The organism is Pseudomonas sp. fls2-241-R2A-110 (assembly GCF_030209165.1).
In the GTDB taxonomy this organism is placed as follows: Bacteria; Pseudomonadota; Gammaproteobacteria; order Pseudomonadales; family Pseudomonadaceae; genus Aquipseudomonas.
Genome location: NZ_JARVSN010000017.1, coordinates 260,172 through 275,895, shown reverse-complemented (window position 1 = coordinate 275,895; position 15,724 = coordinate 260,172). Strand labels below are relative to the sequence as shown.

General features: G+C 59.3%; 14 protein-coding genes. 4 read left to right on the top strand and 10 right to left on the bottom strand.

The features are described 5' to 3' along the window. Positions 1 to 125: 125 nt before the first annotated feature. From clpB to rluD, 3 genes are all read right to left on the bottom strand, one after another. The gene (clpB, locus tag QRN31_RS13950) at positions 126 to 2,690 is read right to left on the bottom strand and encodes an ATP-dependent chaperone ClpB (protein WP_285432560.1); all 2,565 of its coding nucleotides are present in this window, start codon (positions 2,688 to 2,690) and stop codon (positions 126 to 128) included. 131 nt (positions 2,691 to 2,821) lie between these two features. After that, positions 2,822 to 3,547: a peptidoglycan editing factor PgeF gene (gene pgeF / locus QRN31_RS13945; protein WP_285432559.1), complete on the bottom strand. Its 726-nt coding sequence runs from the start codon at positions 3,545 to 3,547 to the stop codon at positions 2,822 to 2,824. Next, positions 3,544 to 4,506: a 23S rRNA pseudouridine(1911/1915/1917) synthase RluD gene (gene rluD / locus QRN31_RS13940; RefSeq protein WP_007942311.1), complete on the bottom strand. Its 963-nt coding sequence runs from the start codon at positions 4,504 to 4,506 to the stop codon at positions 3,544 to 3,546. The genes pgeF and rluD overlap by 4 nt, the downstream gene beginning before the upstream one ends. A gap of 151 nt (positions 4,507 to 4,657) precedes the next feature. Between rluD and QRN31_RS13935 the strand changes: the two genes are divergently transcribed. From QRN31_RS13935 to QRN31_RS13920, 4 genes are all read left to right on the top strand, one after another. Next, the gene (locus tag QRN31_RS13935; protein WP_285432558.1) at positions 4,658 to 5,680 is read left to right on the top strand and encodes an outer membrane protein assembly factor BamD; all 1,023 of its coding nucleotides are present in this window, start codon (positions 4,658 to 4,660) and stop codon (positions 5,678 to 5,680) included. A gap of 112 nt (positions 5,681 to 5,792) precedes the next feature. Next, positions 5,793 to 6,026, top strand: coding sequence for a PP0621 family protein (locus tag QRN31_RS13930; RefSeq protein ID WP_285432557.1), 234 nt, complete (start codon positions 5,793 to 5,795; stop codon positions 6,024 to 6,026). Then, a complete protein-coding gene (locus QRN31_RS13925; protein WP_285432556.1) occupies positions 6,016 to 7,605 on the top strand; it encodes a sensor histidine kinase in 1,590 nt (529 codons plus the stop codon). Before QRN31_RS13930 ends, QRN31_RS13925 begins: the two co-directional genes overlap by 11 nt. Beyond that, on the top strand, positions 7,602 to 8,948 hold the full coding sequence (locus tag QRN31_RS13920) for a sigma-54-dependent transcriptional regulator (protein WP_285432555.1): 1,347 nt from the start codon (positions 7,602 to 7,604) through the stop codon (positions 8,946 to 8,948). Before QRN31_RS13925 ends, QRN31_RS13920 begins: the two co-directional genes overlap by 4 nt. A gap of 6 nt (positions 8,949 to 8,954) precedes the next feature. Here the strand turns inward: QRN31_RS13920 and thiO are convergent, their stop codons facing one another. From thiO to QRN31_RS13885, 7 genes are read right to left on the bottom strand one after another with little or no spacing between them, the layout of a single operon-like run. Next, on the bottom strand, positions 8,955 to 10,055 hold the full coding sequence (gene thiO, locus QRN31_RS13915) for a glycine oxidase ThiO (RefSeq protein ID WP_285432554.1): 1,101 nt from the start codon (positions 10,053 to 10,055) through the stop codon (positions 8,955 to 8,957). Positions 10,056 to 10,108: 53 nt separating this feature from the next. Beyond that, on the bottom strand, positions 10,109 to 10,510 hold the full coding sequence (locus tag QRN31_RS13910) for a type IV pilin protein (RefSeq protein ID WP_285432553.1): 402 nt from the start codon (positions 10,508 to 10,510) through the stop codon (positions 10,109 to 10,111). A 14-nt stretch (positions 10,511 to 10,524) separates the two neighbouring features. Continuing rightward, positions 10,525 to 13,617 (bottom strand): pilus assembly protein, encoded by a 3,093-nt coding sequence (locus tag QRN31_RS13905; protein ID WP_285432552.1) that lies wholly within the window; start codon positions 13,615 to 13,617, stop codon positions 10,525 to 10,527. Further along, positions 13,604 to 14,083: a pilus assembly PilX family protein gene (locus QRN31_RS13900; RefSeq protein ID WP_285432551.1), complete on the bottom strand. Its 480-nt coding sequence runs from the start codon at positions 14,081 to 14,083 to the stop codon at positions 13,604 to 13,606. The genes QRN31_RS13905 and QRN31_RS13900 overlap by 14 nt, the downstream gene beginning before the upstream one ends. Further along, positions 14,080 to 14,793 (bottom strand): PilW family protein, encoded by a 714-nt coding sequence (locus tag QRN31_RS13895; protein WP_285432550.1) that lies wholly within the window; start codon positions 14,791 to 14,793, stop codon positions 14,080 to 14,082. Before QRN31_RS13895 ends, QRN31_RS13900 begins: the two co-directional genes overlap by 4 nt. Further along, on the bottom strand, positions 14,790 to 15,239 hold the full coding sequence (pilV, locus tag QRN31_RS13890; protein WP_285432549.1) for a type IV pilus modification protein PilV: 450 nt from the start codon (positions 15,237 to 15,239) through the stop codon (positions 14,790 to 14,792). Before pilV ends, QRN31_RS13895 begins: the two co-directional genes overlap by 4 nt. Then, a complete protein-coding gene (locus tag QRN31_RS13885; RefSeq protein WP_285432548.1) occupies positions 15,236 to 15,709 on the bottom strand; it encodes a GspH/FimT family pseudopilin in 474 nt (157 codons plus the stop codon). The genes pilV and QRN31_RS13885 overlap by 4 nt, the downstream gene beginning before the upstream one ends. Positions 15,710 to 15,724 lie beyond the last annotated feature (15 nt).

Genomic DNA, 15,724 nt, shown 5'->3' with positions numbered 1-15,724 from the left:
GCAGAAACCCTTCCGGGTGACTTACTGCGGGGCGCACTTTACAAGCCTTTTCCTTTCAGTTCAACAACCTGACGAAAAAAAGGCCTCGCAATGCGAGGCCTCTTCACTTTTGCTGCCCTCAGGGATCAGGCAAAGACGATTTCGTCGTTTTCCACTACACCTTTGGCGGTGTCGCCGGGCATGAACCGACCGGACAGAATCAGCTGTGCCAACGGGTTCTCGATCCAGCGCTGAATCGCACGTTTGAGCGGCCGTGCGCCATACACCGGGTCGTAACCGACCGCGATCAGCTTATCCATGGCCTCTGGACTGAGTTCCAGTTTCAGCTCGCGCTCAGTCAGACGACTGCGCAGACGGCCCAGCTGGATCTCGGTGATACCCGCGATCTGATCCCGAGCCAGCGGCTCGAAGATCACCACTTCGTCGACCCGGTTGATGAACTCCGGCCGGAAATGTGTGGAGATGGCATCCATCACCGCCGCACGCTGCGCCTCGCGATCACCCACCAGTTCCTGGATCTGCACCGAGCCCAGGTTGGATGTCATGACGATCACGGTGTTCTTGAAATCCACCGTGCGGCCATGACTGTCGGTCAGTCGGCCATCTTCCAGCACTTGCAGCAAGATGTTGAAGACGTCCGGGTGGGCCTTCTCGACCTCGTCCAGCAGGATCACCGAATAAGGCTTGCGACGCACCGCCTCGGTCAGGTAACCGCCCTCCTCGTAGCCCACGTAGCCTGGTGGCGCACCGATCAGTCGGGCCACGGAATGTTTCTCCATGAACTCGGACATGTCGATCCGCACCATCGCCTCTTCAGTATCAAAGAGGAACTCGGCCAGCGCCTTGCACAACTCGGTTTTACCGACACCGGTCGGGCCGAGGAACATGAACGAACCGCTCGGACGATTCGGGTCGGACAACCCGGCCCGCGAACGCCGCACCGCGTTGGAAACCGCGATCACCGCTTCGTCCTGGCCGATCACACGCTGGTGCAACAGGCTTTCCATCTTCATCAGCTTGTCGCGCTCGCCTTCGAGCATTTTCGACACCGGAATACCGGTCCACTTCGACACGACTTCGGCGATTTCTTCCTCGGTCACCTTGCTGCGCAGCAACTGGTTTTCGCTTTTGCCATGCTGGTCGACCATTTGCAGGCTGCGCTCCAGGTCCGGGATGATCCCGTATTGCAGCTCGGCCATGCGGTTGAGGTCGCCTTTGCGGCGCGCAGCTTCCAGTTCCTGACGGGACTGTTCGATTTTCTGCTGGATCTGCGCAGAACCCTGGACTTCGGCTTTTTCCGCGTTCCAGATTTCTTCGAGGTCCGAATACTCACGTTCATGACGAACGATTTCTTCCTGCAGTTTCTCCAGGCGTTTCTTCGCCGCGTCGTCGCTTTCTTTCTTCAGCGCCTGGGATTCCACTTTCAGCTGAATCAGGCGACGCTCAAGACGATCCAGCACTTCCGGCTTGGAATCGATCTCCATGCGAATGCGGCTGGCGGCCTCGTCGATCAGGTCGATGGCCTTGTCCGGTAACTGACGGTCGGTAATGTAGCGATGACTGAGCTTGGCCGCGGCGATGATCGCGCCGTCGGTGATCGCCACCTTGTGGTGAACCTCATAACGCTCTTTCAGGCCACGCAAAATGGCGATGGTGTCTTCTTCGCTCGGCTCGTCCACCAGCACTTTCTGGAAGCGCCGTTCGAGGGCCGCATCCTTCTCTATATATTGGCGGTACTCGTTGAGCGTAGTCGCGCCGACGCAGTGCAACTCACCGCGAGCCAGTGCCGGCTTGAGCATGTTGCCGGCGTCCATCGAGCCTTCGCCTTTACCGGCGCCGACCATGGTGTGCAGTTCGTCGATGAACAGAATGATCTGCCCTTCCTGCTTCGACAGCTCGTTGAGCAACGACTTCAGGCGTTCTTCGAATTCGCCGCGGTACTTGGCGCCAGCGATCAGCGACCCCATGTCCAGGGACAACAGGCGCTTGCCTTTAAGGCCGTCCGGCACTTCACCATTGATGATGCGCTGGGCCAGGCCTTCGGCGATGGCGGTTTTACCCACGCCAGGCTCACCGATCAGGACCGGGTTATTCTTGGTGCGGCGCTGCAGAACCTGAATGGTCCGGCGAATCTCGTCGTCACGGCCGATAACCGGGTCAAGCTTGCCTTCTTCGGCACGCTTGGTCAGGTCGACGGTGTATTTGTCCAGCGCCTGGCGCGATTCTTCGTGGTTGGCGTCATTGACCGCCTCGCCACCACGCAGGTTGGTAATCGCATTTTCGAGAGCTTTTTTACTGACGCCCTGACCCAGCAGCAATTTGCCGAGCTTGCTGTTCTCGTCCATTGCGGCGAGCAGCACCAGCTCGCTGGAAATGAACTGATCGCCCTTCTGCTGGGCCAGGCGATCGGCCTGGTTGAGCAGGCGCGCCAGGTCCTGCGACATGTTCACGTCGCCGGTCGGGTTCTGGATTTTCGGTAGTTGGTCGAGCTCTTTGGTCAGCTCTTTACGCAAGCTGTTGACGTCGAAACCCACCTGCATTAGCAGAGGTTTGATCGAACCACCCTGCTGTTCAAGCATGGCTTGCATCAAGTGCGCCGGCTCAATGCCGGGATGGTCGAGACCGACAGCCAGGGATTGGGCGTCGGACAGGGCTAACTGCAACTTGCTGGTTAAACGGTCTATACGCATGGGTCACCTTCCTTTTGAGCAGGCCGGACCTAAGAAACCATCCTGAATGAAGAAACCTGCCAGATACCTCACTAGATGCGGTCGATTCTGGGAGATTCAAGCGGCGAGATGTTGATGCAGGTCAGCTAAGTTTAGCGTTCGAGCCAGACAAGGGAGGCAAACCGACCAGTGCGAGGACTGCGGCGGTAAGAAAAGAAGCGTGAATCGGTCACGGTACAGAAACCGCCACCATAGACAGCGGTGACACCACGAACGGCCAGGCGCAAACGCGCTAGTTCATAGATGTCAGCCATGAATTTTCCAGCATTCTGGCTCGGCACGAAAGCCTTGGCGGCTTCGGGCAATTGCTCGACGAAGGTCTCGCGAACTTCCGGACCGACCTCAAAGGCTTGCGGGCCGATGGCCGGGCCCAGCCAGACCAGCACTTCGTCCGCAGGCACCGCCAGACTGTCGAGGGTCGCTTCCAGAATACCCGCCGCCAACCCGCGCCAACCGGCGTGGGCTGCTGCCACGCGAGTCCCGGCACGGTCGCAAAACAGTGCTGGCAGGCAATCGGCGGTCATTGCCGTGCAGGCAATGCCGGGCGTTGCTGTCCAGCTGGCGTCTGCGGTGACCACTCGGCCTGGGTCAGCATGTGCCACGACAACGCCGTGGACCTGTTGCAACCAGGCCGGTTGAATAGAGAAATGATCGGTGAGGCGACGGCGGTTTTCGGCGACAGATTCGGGATTGTCGTCGACGTGATCGCCGAGGTTGAGGCTGTCGAACGGCGTCAGACTGACGCCGCCCGCACGGGTGGTTACACAGGCTTTCACCCCGGCAGGCGCAGGCCAGTCGGGAATCAGCCAGTCACTCATCCGATGAACGCCTCACGGTCTTGCTTGAGCAGTGTCAGCAACCAGACGAAATCGTCCGGCAACGGCGATTCCCAGCTCATGCGTTTACCGGTGGTCGGATGATCAAGCTCCAGGAACCGCGCATGCAGTGCCTGACGCGGGAACGCCTTCAACGATTCGACCATGGTCACGCTGGCTGCCGGCGGAATGCGGAAGCGACCGCCGTAGGCAGGGTCTCCGACCAACGGGTAGTTGATGTGTGCCATGTGCACGCGAATCTGGTGCGTACGACCGGTTTCCAGTTTCACCCGCACATGCGTGTGGGAGCGGAAACGCTCGAGCACGCGGTAGTGGCTGACAGCTTGCTTGCCGCCTTCCATCACCGCCATGCGCTGGCGTTGCTGGCCGTGACGACCGATCGGCGCGTTGATCTTGCCACCGGCGGTCACCACACCAATCACGATGCATTCGTAGATCCGGCTTACGCTGCGGCTCTGCAATTGCGTGACAAGCTGTGTCTGCGCTTGAATGGTCTTGGCCACCACCATCAGACCGGTGGTGTCCTTGTCCAGGCGATGCACGATACCGGCGCGCGGCACATTGATAATGTCCGGCACGTGGTGCAGCAAGGCGTTGAGCAAAGTGCCATCAGCGTGACCGGCAGCCGGGTGCACCACCAGGCCCGCAGGCTTGTTGATCACCAGGATGTCGTCGTCTTCATAGACGATGTCCAGCTCGATGTCCTGAGCGATCCATTCGCCCTGAGCTTCCTGCTCGGCAGTCAGTTCAAGAATGGCGCCACCGTGAACGATGTCTCGCGGGCGGATTACCGCCCCATCCACAGTCAGGCGGCCGTCTTTGATCCAGGCGGAAAGGCGCGAGCGCGAGTGCTCAGCGAATAATTGTGCGGCGACTTGATCGAGGCGTTGGCCGCCCAATTCGGACGGCACCTCTGCGCGAAGTTCAATTTTATCGGACATGCTCAGACTAGGCGTCGGCACAGCCTTTGGTTTCGGCTGCGCGCTTGTGGTTAAATACGGCGTCTTTTGCCCCGAGGCTATTCAACGGGGCACTCATCATAACAGGACGGCCCCGCCCAAGACAGCGGCCGTCATAGGGACGCAAGCCGCCATGCAAGTGAAACACCTGCTGCTGATCGCCATCCTCGCATTGACCGCTGCTTGCTCATCGAAGGAAGTCGTAGACGAAAACCTGAGCGAGGTCGAGCTGTACCAGCAGGCTCAGCACGATCTGGACAACAATAGCTACACCGCCGCCACAGCCAAGCTGAAGGCGCTGGAGTCGCGTTATCCATTTGGTCGCTACGCCGATCAGGCTCAACTCGAGCTCATTTACGCCAACTACAAGAACACCGAGCCTGAAGCGGCGAAATCTGCCGCCGAGCGATTCATTCGTCTGCACCCACAGCACCCGAACGTGGATTACGCCTATTACCTCAAGGGCCTGACTTCCTTTGATCAGGACGTCGGCCTGCTGGCGCGCTTCCTGCCACTGGACATGACCAAGCGTGACCCGGGTGCCGCTCGCGACTCCTACAACGAGTTCGCCCAGCTCACCAGCCGCTTCCCGAACAGCCGCTACTCGCCGGATGCCAAGCAGCGCATGATCTACCTGCGCAACCTGCTGGCCTCCTACGAAATTCACGTTGCCGACTACTACCTGACCCGTCAGGCCTACGTCGCCGCCGCGAACCGTGGTCGTTACGTGGTGGAAAACTTCCAGGAAACCCCTTCGGTCGGTGACGGCCTGGCGGTCATGACTGAAGCCTACCAGCGTCTGCACCTGGACGACCTGGCAGCCACCAGCCTGCAAACCCTGAAGCTCAACTACCCGAACCACCCAAGCCTGGTGGACGGTGAGTTCAAGCCGTCGGTCGCAGAAGCCGACAACCGGTCCTGGCTGAGCAAGGCCACTTTGGGCCTGATCGACTCCCGTCCGCCGCTGCCGCCGGGCGAAACCCGCGCCAACCAGGACGTGCAGAAGCAGTTCCAGGATGCCAAGGACGCGATTCCGAACGAGCTCAAGCCTAAAAATGAAAAAGGCGACGTGATCGAAGAAGAGGAACACGACTCCGAAGCCAACAACAGCGACCGCTCGTGGTTCAGCTACATGACTTTCGGCGTGTTCGACTGACACATCGGGTTGTGCAAAAAGGGAGACTCTTGAGTCTCCCTTTTTTATTACGCTGTGCGACTGCCATGTCCTTGGCTAAACTGGCTAATCACTCGCCATAAAGCAGCTCGCCATGCTTCGTTTATTGTTCTGGATCGCCCTGATTGCCGCCGCGGTATGGTTCTGGCGCAAGTTCAAGGGAGCGACTTCCGCCCCCAGGTCCTCCGCCGAGCTGGAAGCAGCACCCATGGTCCGATGTGCGCATTGCGGCGTGCATCTGCCCCGTGATCGTGCATTGAGCCTTCAACAACAGTGGTATTGCAGCCAGGCTCACCTTGAGCAAGGCCCGGGCCCCAGTGCTCGCTGAGACGTCCAGTCCCGGCAGCAAACAGGCCCTGCGACTGCTGCGCCTTTACCATCTCTACCGATTAAGCGTCGGCATCACGTTGGTGTTGCTGATTTCCAGCAACATGGACAACCAGTTGCTGGCCTTCGCCAAGAATGACTTGCTGCGCAGTGGCAGCTGGTTGTACCTGGTGCTGAATATCTTGCTGGTGGTGTTCTGGGAGAACACCCGGCGACCGGCACAGCTTTTCACCCTGGCATGGGTCGATGTCCTGATGCTGTGCGGATTGTTCTATGCCGCTGGCGGTGTCGGCAGCGCCATCGGCAACCTGCTGATCGTGTCGGTGGCCATCAGCAATACGCTGTTGCGCGGGCGCATCGGCCTGTTGATAGCCGCCGTCGCGTCCCTTGGCATCGTCGGTTTCAGTTTTCTCCTGAGCTTCAGCCAACCGACCAGCCCTGGCGATTACCTGCAAGTGGGCACGCTCGGTGCGTTGTGTTTTGCCGCGGCACTGCTGGTGCAAGGCCTGACCCGACGCCTGGAAGTCAGCGAAAACCTTGCCCAGCAGCGAGCCAGTGAAGTGGTTGGTCTCGAAGCGCTCAACGCATTGATCCTGCAACGCATGCGCACCGGCATTCTGGTGCTGGACGACCAACGGCGGGTACAGCTGGCCAATCACAGCGCGTTGACCTTGCTGGGGCAGAAAAACCTCGACGGAGAGTTGATCGACGACTACTCGCCGACTTTGGTCGAGCGCCTTCAGCTATGGCTCAACAATCCGACGTTGCGACCGCAAAGCCTGAAGATCACCAGCAGCAGCCTGGAGTTGCTACCCAGCTTCATTGCCCTGGACCAAAGCCCGAACCATCGAACCCTGGTATTTCTCGAAGACCTCGCCCAGATCTCGCAACAGGCACAGCAACTGAAACTCGCGGCCCTTGGCCGTCTGACCGCCGGTATCGCCCATGAAATCCGTAATCCGTTGGGTGCCATCAGTCATGCTGCGCAATTGCTGCGCGAGTCTGAGGAACTGAACAGCGCGGACCGGCGTCTGACGCAAATCATCCAAGACCACTCTCAGCGAATGAATCGGGTTATCGAAAACGTCCTGCAATTGTCCCGCCGCCAGCAAGCCGTGCCACAAAGGCTCGATCTGAAGCCGTGGCTGGAACACTTCGTCGCCGAAACCCGCGAAAGAGCCAACGAGCGCCAGCACATCCATCTGCACATCGGCGCGGGCGACTTCAACACCCTGATGGACCCCAATCAACTGACCCAGATTCTCGACAATCTGTTGCGCAATGCCTGGCGCCACAGCGCCATGAATCATGACCAGGCGCAGGTCTGGCTCGAGTTGTTCGTCGACGCCGACAGCCAGCTACCCGTGCTCGAAGTCGTGGACGACGGCCCCGGCGTGGCGCCGGATCAACAGACGCATTTGTTCGAACCGTTCTTCACCACCAGCAGCCAGGGTACTGGCCTGGGGCTTTATCTGTCCCGTGAGCTGTGCGAAAGCAACCAGGCCCGCCTAGACTTCAAACCACGCCAAGGCGGCGGCTGCTTTCGCATCACTTTTGCTCACGGACGGAAACAAAGTTGAACATCAGCCCACGGCCGAAAGTCCTGATCGTCGACGACGAACCGGATATCCGCGAACTCCTGGAAATCACCCTGGGACGGATGAAACTCGATACCTTCAGTGCCCGTAACCTTGGCGAAGCCCAAGCCTTGCTGGCGCGGGAGGCATTTGATCTGTGCCTGACCGACATGCGCCTGCCCGATGGCACCGGCCTTGAGCTGGTGCATTTCATCCAGCAGCGTTACACACACGTACCGGTGGCAATGATCACCGCCTATGGCAGCCTGGAAACGGCAATCAACGCGCTCAAGGCAGGTGCATTCGACTTTCTGACCAAACCGGTCGATCTGACCCGCCTGCGCGAGCTGGTCAGCAGTGCCTTGCGATTGTCGGCGGCGGGCGGCGCCAGTACAGCCATTGATCGTCGACTCTTGGGTGACTCATTGCCCATGCGCAACCTGCGCAAACAAATCGACAAACTCGCTCGCAGCCAGGCGCCCGTGTACATCAGCGGTGAATCCGGCAGCGGCAAGGAACTGGTCGCACGGCTGATTCATGAACAAGGCTCGCGAGCCAATCAGCCCTTCGTTGCGGTGAACTGCGGGGCCATTCCTTCGGAGCTGATGGAAAGCGAATTCTTCGGCCATCGCAAAGGCAGCTTCAGCGGCGCCATCGAAGACAAACCCGGGTTATTTCATGCCGCCAATAGCGGCACTCTGTTCCTTGATGAAGTCGCTGATTTGCCGTTGGCCATGCAGGTCAAACTGCTTCGAGCCATACAGGAAAAAGCCGTTCGCAGCGTCGGTGGGCAACAGGAAACCGTCGTCGATGTGCGCATCCTGTGCGCTACCCACAAAGACCTCGATGCCGAAGTCGCCGCCGAACGCTTTCGCCAGGACTTGTACTACCGGCTGAACGTGATCGAGCTACGCGTGCCGCCTTTGCGCGAACGCCGAGACGATATCGAACTGTTGGCCAGCCATGTGCTCAAGCGTCTGGCCGCCGGCAGTGGTCACCCTGCCGTAAAACTCCACTCGCTCGCCCTCGACGCGCTCAAAGGCTACCGTTTTCCGGGCAACGTGCGTGAGTTGGAGAACGTGCTGGAGCGGGCTCACACCCTTTGCGAGAACCAGCAGATCGAAGCCAGCGACTTGCGCCTCTCCGACGGTAACTGCACCGCAGAGACCGGCGCGCCGGACCTGACGCAGATCGATAACCTGGAAGACTATCTGGAAAACGTTGAACGCAAACTCATTCTCCAGGCGCTGGAGGAAACCCGCTGGAACCGCACGGCGGCGGCTCAGCGGTTGAATTTGTCATTCCGGTCGATGCGCTACAGGCTGAAAAAACTGGGCCTGGATTGAGGGCGACTAAATCCGTCCCTCGGGAGCATACGGCGCCGGATCAATGATCGGCGCCCTGCCCAGCATTACATCGGCAAACAATTGACACGACGCCGGCGCCAGCACCAACCCGTTTCGGTAATGCCCACAATTGAGCCACAACCCTTCGAACCCTGGCACTCGGCCAATGTACGGAATGCCCTCCGGCGAACCCGGTCGCAATCCGGCCCAGTGCCCGACTACTTCGGCATCCGCCAGCGCAGGAATCAACTCCACCGCCGACGCCTTCAAGCTTTCCAGCGCGACGTCGGTCGGTGTCTTGTCGAAGCCTTCATGCTCCAGCGTACTGCCAATCAGAATGTGCCCATCGCGCCGCGGAATCGCATAACGGCCCTTGGCCAGGACCATGCTCGGCAGGAAGTCCGCCGCGCATTTATACAAAATCATCTGCCCCTTCACCGGTTCAACCGGCAGTTCCAGCCCCAGTTTTTTGAGCAAGTCACCGCTCCAGGCACCGGCGGTCAGAACCACCTCGTCGCCATGAACGGCACCTGCCGAGGTCTGCACGCCAACGACTCTATCGCCGTCACGAATGAACCCGCTGACTTCGCACTGCTCATGAATCGTCACGTTCGGCAGCGCCAGCAAAGCGGCCTTCAGCGACTTCACCAACCGGGGATTGCGCACGTTGGCCACGTCGGCCATGTAGATCGCCCGAGAAAAACCGGGACCCAATACCGGCACGGCATCATGGGCTGCCGAGATATCCACAGCCCGCAGCGGACGGTTTTCCCGCTGGGCCCAGGCCAGCGCCTCAGCCTCGTCATCCAGATCCAGCCAATACAGGCCGGTGGTATGCACTTCAGGATCAACCCCGGTCGCTGCAAACAACCGCTCACCGAGCTGTGGATAAAAATCCTGCGACCAATGCGCCAGCGCGGTGACGGCCGGGCTGTAGCGCCATGGATAGAGTGGCGAAACAATTCCGCCACCGGCCCATGACGATTCCTGTCCCACGCTCGAACGATCCAGCAGCACAACATGTTGCACTTCGGACGCGAGATTGAATGCCGTCAGCAGCCCGATCACGCCGCCGCCGACAATCACCACTTGCTGTTGCCTGCTCATGTTCTGATCCAACCATTAAAAAGACAGAGGGCGCAAAAGACGCCCTGAAAAATTCAGCGGCCCCAGCAATCCTTGGTGGTCAGCCCGGCGGTTGCATTGACCATGCTTCTGACGCCGGTGTTGGTGAGGGTGAAATCCCCACACTTGTCGGTCGCCATCGCAGTGCCCGTCTTGCGCGCAGCCGTCAGCAGGAAAGTCTGATCGGTCAGCGTCGGGGTGATGGTGTAGAAGTCATTGCCGACGCTCAGCCCGGTGATACCGGTGTAGACATTGTTCTTCGAGTAGAAACGCTCAAGGATCTGCGCCTGTTCGGAAAGCAGCCCGGCCACTTCGGTACGGCGGCCTTTTTTCACGTACTCGGTGAGGCTCGGGGCGGCAATGGTCATGACGATGCCGATGATCGCAATCACGATCATGATTTCGATCAGGGTGAAACCTCGGTTGGATCTGCGCATTCCTCAACTCTCGCTTACTGTATTTGTCGCCACATGATGCGACGGCTGCCGCCGCCGGATTTTTCCACCAGCGTGTCAACGCCGCCACCGGAATTGCTCACGGCCTTGCGCGTCCCACCGTTGAGGACGGCGTTCAAGGTCGGATTACCACTGCTGACAATCACCCCGCTGGATACTATGTCGTTGCTGTCGACCGTCAAATCGTTATTGGTGTCGAGCACCGCGTAGTTGAGCATCTTACCGCTGAACGCATCCAGTTCGATCAGTTTGCCGGTGCCGAAGCTGGCACACGGATCGGTGGTGTCGACACTGGCCGTGGTAAAGACGATCCGCCCCAACACCAGATTGGCCTGGTTGATCACCCGCTCCCCCGTCAGCACGTTGTTGTACACCAGTGGCAAGTACCAGCCCTTCTCGGCCGGATAGGTCACGTCGTTCTGGCTGGTAGTGATGAATTGACCAGTGCTGCCGGAGAATACGCCGGTCACGGCTTGAGCCTGCAAACTGGAAACGGTGATTTGACCAGACCCGCCTTCCGCGTCCCATACGGCGTAGAACGCCTGTAGATCCTTGTTGGTCTTGTCGGCAGTCTCATTGAATTTACCTGTGCCGAAAAACACTTCCTTGCCGCCCAACGAGTTGTCCGCCAGCAATGGCTGCGCTGTAATCGGCTGGGTCGCGCCGCCAGCGGTGGTGAACAGCGGCTTGCCGGAAAATGCCACGCCCCAGGTGTCAGGAGCCGTCGCGCTCAGGTCGAACTTCCATAACCGCCCTTTCAAATCACCGCCATAGGCCGCCTGCACCACATTCTGCGAATTGACCCTGAGCTTCACCGACGACAGGCCATTGTTGGTATCCGCGCTGTCGACCACGATTTTCTTGATCAATGAGCCGTCACGAACATCCACCACATACAACGCAGCCACCCCGGTGTTGCTGCCATAACCGTTGGAGATGAATGCCGCCCATCGACCGTCGGCCAAGCGTGCCACTTCCGGTCGTGCATAGGCATAACCCAGGTCATTGAATACGTTCGCGGGAGTGGCAGCGGCAGGCGCGCTGATCTCCCACAGCGCCTTGAACACGTTGCCTAGTGAGGCGTCGAACAGCTGCAGCGCATAGAAGGTCCTGCCGCCCGCCCCGGTTCCGCCAATAGCCAGTGTTTTCCAGGCGCTGCTGAACTGAGCATCGAACACTCCGACCTGACCATCGACCAAAAACTTGTGGCTCACACCATTGATGTAGGTCGGGTCGGCGATATAGCGCAATGATGGCAGCACACTGGACGGCATATAGGCATAACGCCGGACACCATTGGCCGAGTTGATGACATTCACAAAGCCGTCGTTGGCGTTCACCACCAGACTGGCACTCATGTTGGTGGACTTGGTGGACAGGTAAGTGCTGTAGGTGCTGTCACCCACCAGGTCGGACGCTGTTTTGTCTGTCGGTGAAGCCAGTACAAGGGGGGAATTGACGATGTCGCCGAGCAGTACGCTGCGCACCTTGAGCCCGGTTTTGTTGGTGCCCTTGCTCCATTCCACCAGATCGTTGCCGTTGATGCCCGTTGGCAGACTCTGGTTGAGAGAGGTCTGCTGTGCCGCAGAGAAGCTCGTGTAGGCCAGCGTGACAGGCACGTTGGTCAAGGTGTTCCAGGACTGGTAGGTGGGCGCGGTGGCACCGGGAACGATCGTGGTATCGGTGGTCCACTGCGTCGCGGCGGTATTTACCGTGCCGGCCGAGGTGAAGCCGAAGGATTTGATCGTTCCGCGCCAGTCCTTGGGGTCGTAACTGGTCTGGAAGTAACTCGAATTGCTGGCCAGGGTGGCGCCGCTGGCGACGCCACCGCCACCGGAGCCGGCCTTGGACGTAATGTCGCTCAGCGCCGAGGACAATGCGCTGTTGAGCCCCGCGCTGTCGGTCGCCTGGTAATACTTGCCCTGTCCGTAGTTGGCCGCGTCCGACAACATCTGGTTCGCTGCGGTAAAACCCACGGTGTAGGTGTTCATGTTCTGCTTGGGGAAATCCCCGGCATTCCAGCTTTTGCCTGCCAGATCGGTGCCGGTGGAGCGCATATCGATGTCGAAGGCGAACTTGGCGATATCGTCCAGATACAACGTATCGCCTTCACCGTCACCGTTGAGGTTGTTGCCGTCATTGTTCACACCGTCCCAGTTCGGAAGCCGGGTCAGCCCCAGCGGATCATTGCTGGGAAAAGTCCGGTCATACGTCGGCAAGCCATCAGTGATGACCACCCCGTAGTTCTTCTGGCAACGGTATTGAATCGGGCTGGTGTAAGTCGTCGGTGTGGAGTTGTAGTACGGCGCCATCCCACGAAAATACCGGGTGATTTCGTAGTAGGTTTCCGCCAGTGGCGTGTTGGCCACCGCACTCAATCCGTTAATGGAGGAGATCAGGTTGCTGTAGTTGTTATCGGCCTGTGACTGGGTAACGCTGCCGCTCACCGGCGACAGGTCACTGATTGATCGGGCGATGAAGCCGCCATTGCCGGGGTTATTGCTGGTGGCCGGATTGAAGGTTGCAAGGCCGATGCGCAGTGCGCGATTACTGGTAACCAATGTCGTGGACACGTTTCGCGCCACGTTTATGCGGTAATCGTTGGGGATCGAGCCGTTGGTGAAGTCCCGGTTGCTGCCGTTGGCAAGGCCCACCAGGTACGACAGATAATCGTCGGTATAGCGGGTATTTTCATTGCCGACCGGGTCCGGGAGCTTCAGGCACAAAGGCGCCGGGCTGTTGTTGTAAAACGCGTAGGCGCCCCCGGAACACCCGGACTGCGGCAGGCTGGAAAGGAAGATCGAATCCCCGACGATGTCGGTTCCGCTATAACACTGTCCAAAGAAGTAATTGCATTGTCTGGCGGGCGTTCGCCCGGTGACCGTCGGATCAAACCCGGCGGCATAAATGATGCTGTTCATGCTGCCCGAATCGTCGATCAGCAACATCACGTTGGGTACCACCGCCGCCGCACTTAACAGCGGCGAGTCAGAAGGCGTGAAGGCGTAGGCCGGAGCCGACAGGTACAGTCCCAGTACCGCGCCGAAAAACAGCTGCCACAGCCCTCCGCGCTTTTTAATACTTCGCATAAATACTCTCCACGACGCTGCGCGAGCTGCCCGCGATGCCGACGGCGGTCACCCGGTAAAGCGTCGCCGAGGTATTGCTCGGCACATTGACGGCGGTGAGCGTGGTGCCGATGTTCTGCACACCATAAAAGCCCTGGCCGGAAGCAATCCATGTCACCCCGGAGGTGGAATTGAGCCCTGCTGCGGAAACCGTTGTCGACTCGGCCGGGGGCGCGCATTGAGTGGTGCCACTGCAAACCGGCAAAGAGTAAGTGTCCAGTTGCACTGCGCTCTCCCCGACCCGCAGAGCCGCTTCCGCTCCCTGGAATGACTGGTTGCGCAGACCCACGCTGCCGGCCATTTTTTCCTGCAGCGTCGCGTTTTGCATCGACGAAAGCCCAATCAATGTCAGCAACAGCAGAAACACCAGGCTGACCAGCAGCGCCATGCCGCGTTGTGTGTGAGAAGTCATGCCGGTCACCCTCATGGCAACCTGTTGCGCAAGGCGGCAACCACGTTGAATGTCTGGTCGCGCACCCGACTGTTCGGGTCGGTGAGGGTCAGGCTCAGGCGTACGCTGCGAATTCGTGCAGGGTCGGACGGATTGCTGCTGTAACTGGAAGCGGCCACATCCGTGGCTGAACTGGCGAGACCGAAGCTCACGCTGAAGGCACTGACATTGTCCACCAACACGAACTGGGTCGGCGTGCCCGTGCCTGATCCCATCATTATTTTGTTGTTGCTGAAGCTGTAGATCTGCCGTCGAATCGGAAACGCCAGAAAACCCGACGCCGGCACGCGCAGCCCGGTGTAGGCAGTTGCCGTGTTTCGACAGTCGGAGACCACCGTCCAGGTCGGCGCCCCGCCGTTAGCGCCGACATCGGCTGTTACCAGGGTCAGCTTGAGGTTGGCGTTGTCCCAACTGATCGGCGCGAGCTGACTGGCATTGAAGTCCCCGGCAGTGCTGGAGTCAGTGATCGCACCCAGGCAGCCAAACATTCCCACCATACGGATTTCCTGAGTCAGCTTGCTCAGCACGAACCGTGCATCTTCCTGCATGGCGGCGGCGGTGTTCTGGCTGACGTAAGTGTTCTTGGCAGCGATGAAAATCTGCGCCACGCCCAGGACCACGATCAGGCTCAATGCGAGGGCGATCAACAACTCGATCAGTCCAAAACCTCGGCTGGAGCGGCTCATGGTGTCGCCACCGGATCGACGGTGGCACGACTGGTCAGGACAAAGCTGCGACGCGAGTTGGCTATATTGTCCGCACGCGAGTCATCCCACGTGATGGTGATGGTGTACACGCGCTGGTTCAACGTAATGGTGCCGGTAGCAGTGGCGCCGCCGAAATTAACGATGTTGGTGGTGAAATCGTAAAGGTCCTGGTCCCGGGCGACGCTCAGGTTGCCCGACGTCGGTGGCGTCACGGTGTAATCGGCGCCGGAGTTGGCACGGATACGGTCCATGATGTCGTAGGCGATAAAACTCGCCTGGCTGGTCATCCGTGAGCTGTCGGTGTACTTCAGCGCGTTGAGCTGAATCGCCGCCGCACCTAACAACCCCACGGTCAGAATCACCAACGCGACCAAGACTTCGATCAGCGTCATGCCTCCCTGTGCATGCTGGCTCCGCTCCCTCATCCGCAACTTCCACCCAATAGAATTCGTCCGTTCAAACACACATTCAGCGTCCTGCTTTGCGCCCCCAGCACATAGCTGATCACCACGGGTGTGGATGGCGCGGATAAACCGCCCAGATTGTTGAAATCGATAGCGGTCACTCCTGAGGTTAGCGTCAGAGTCGCGCCGCTGCTCATCGCAGGAACAACCCGCAACACATTGGCCGGCGTGCCAGTACCGTCGTAGACGGTCAACTCACCGGTCCAGACGCTGCCACCGGCCGTGGGGCGCAAACGGGTGGTAATGCCCCGGTCGATAGCTTCAAGCCGTGCGAAATTGAGTCCGCGTTGCAGATCACCGACTTCAGTGTCGGCCCTGGTGTTTTGCACCGACCGGGTAAACATTGGCACGGCCAGCGTGATCAGAATCAGAAAAACCGCGAGCGAGACCAGCAGTTCGATCAGCGTGAAACCTTTTGTACGAAGATCCATCAGTGCCCTCCGTTG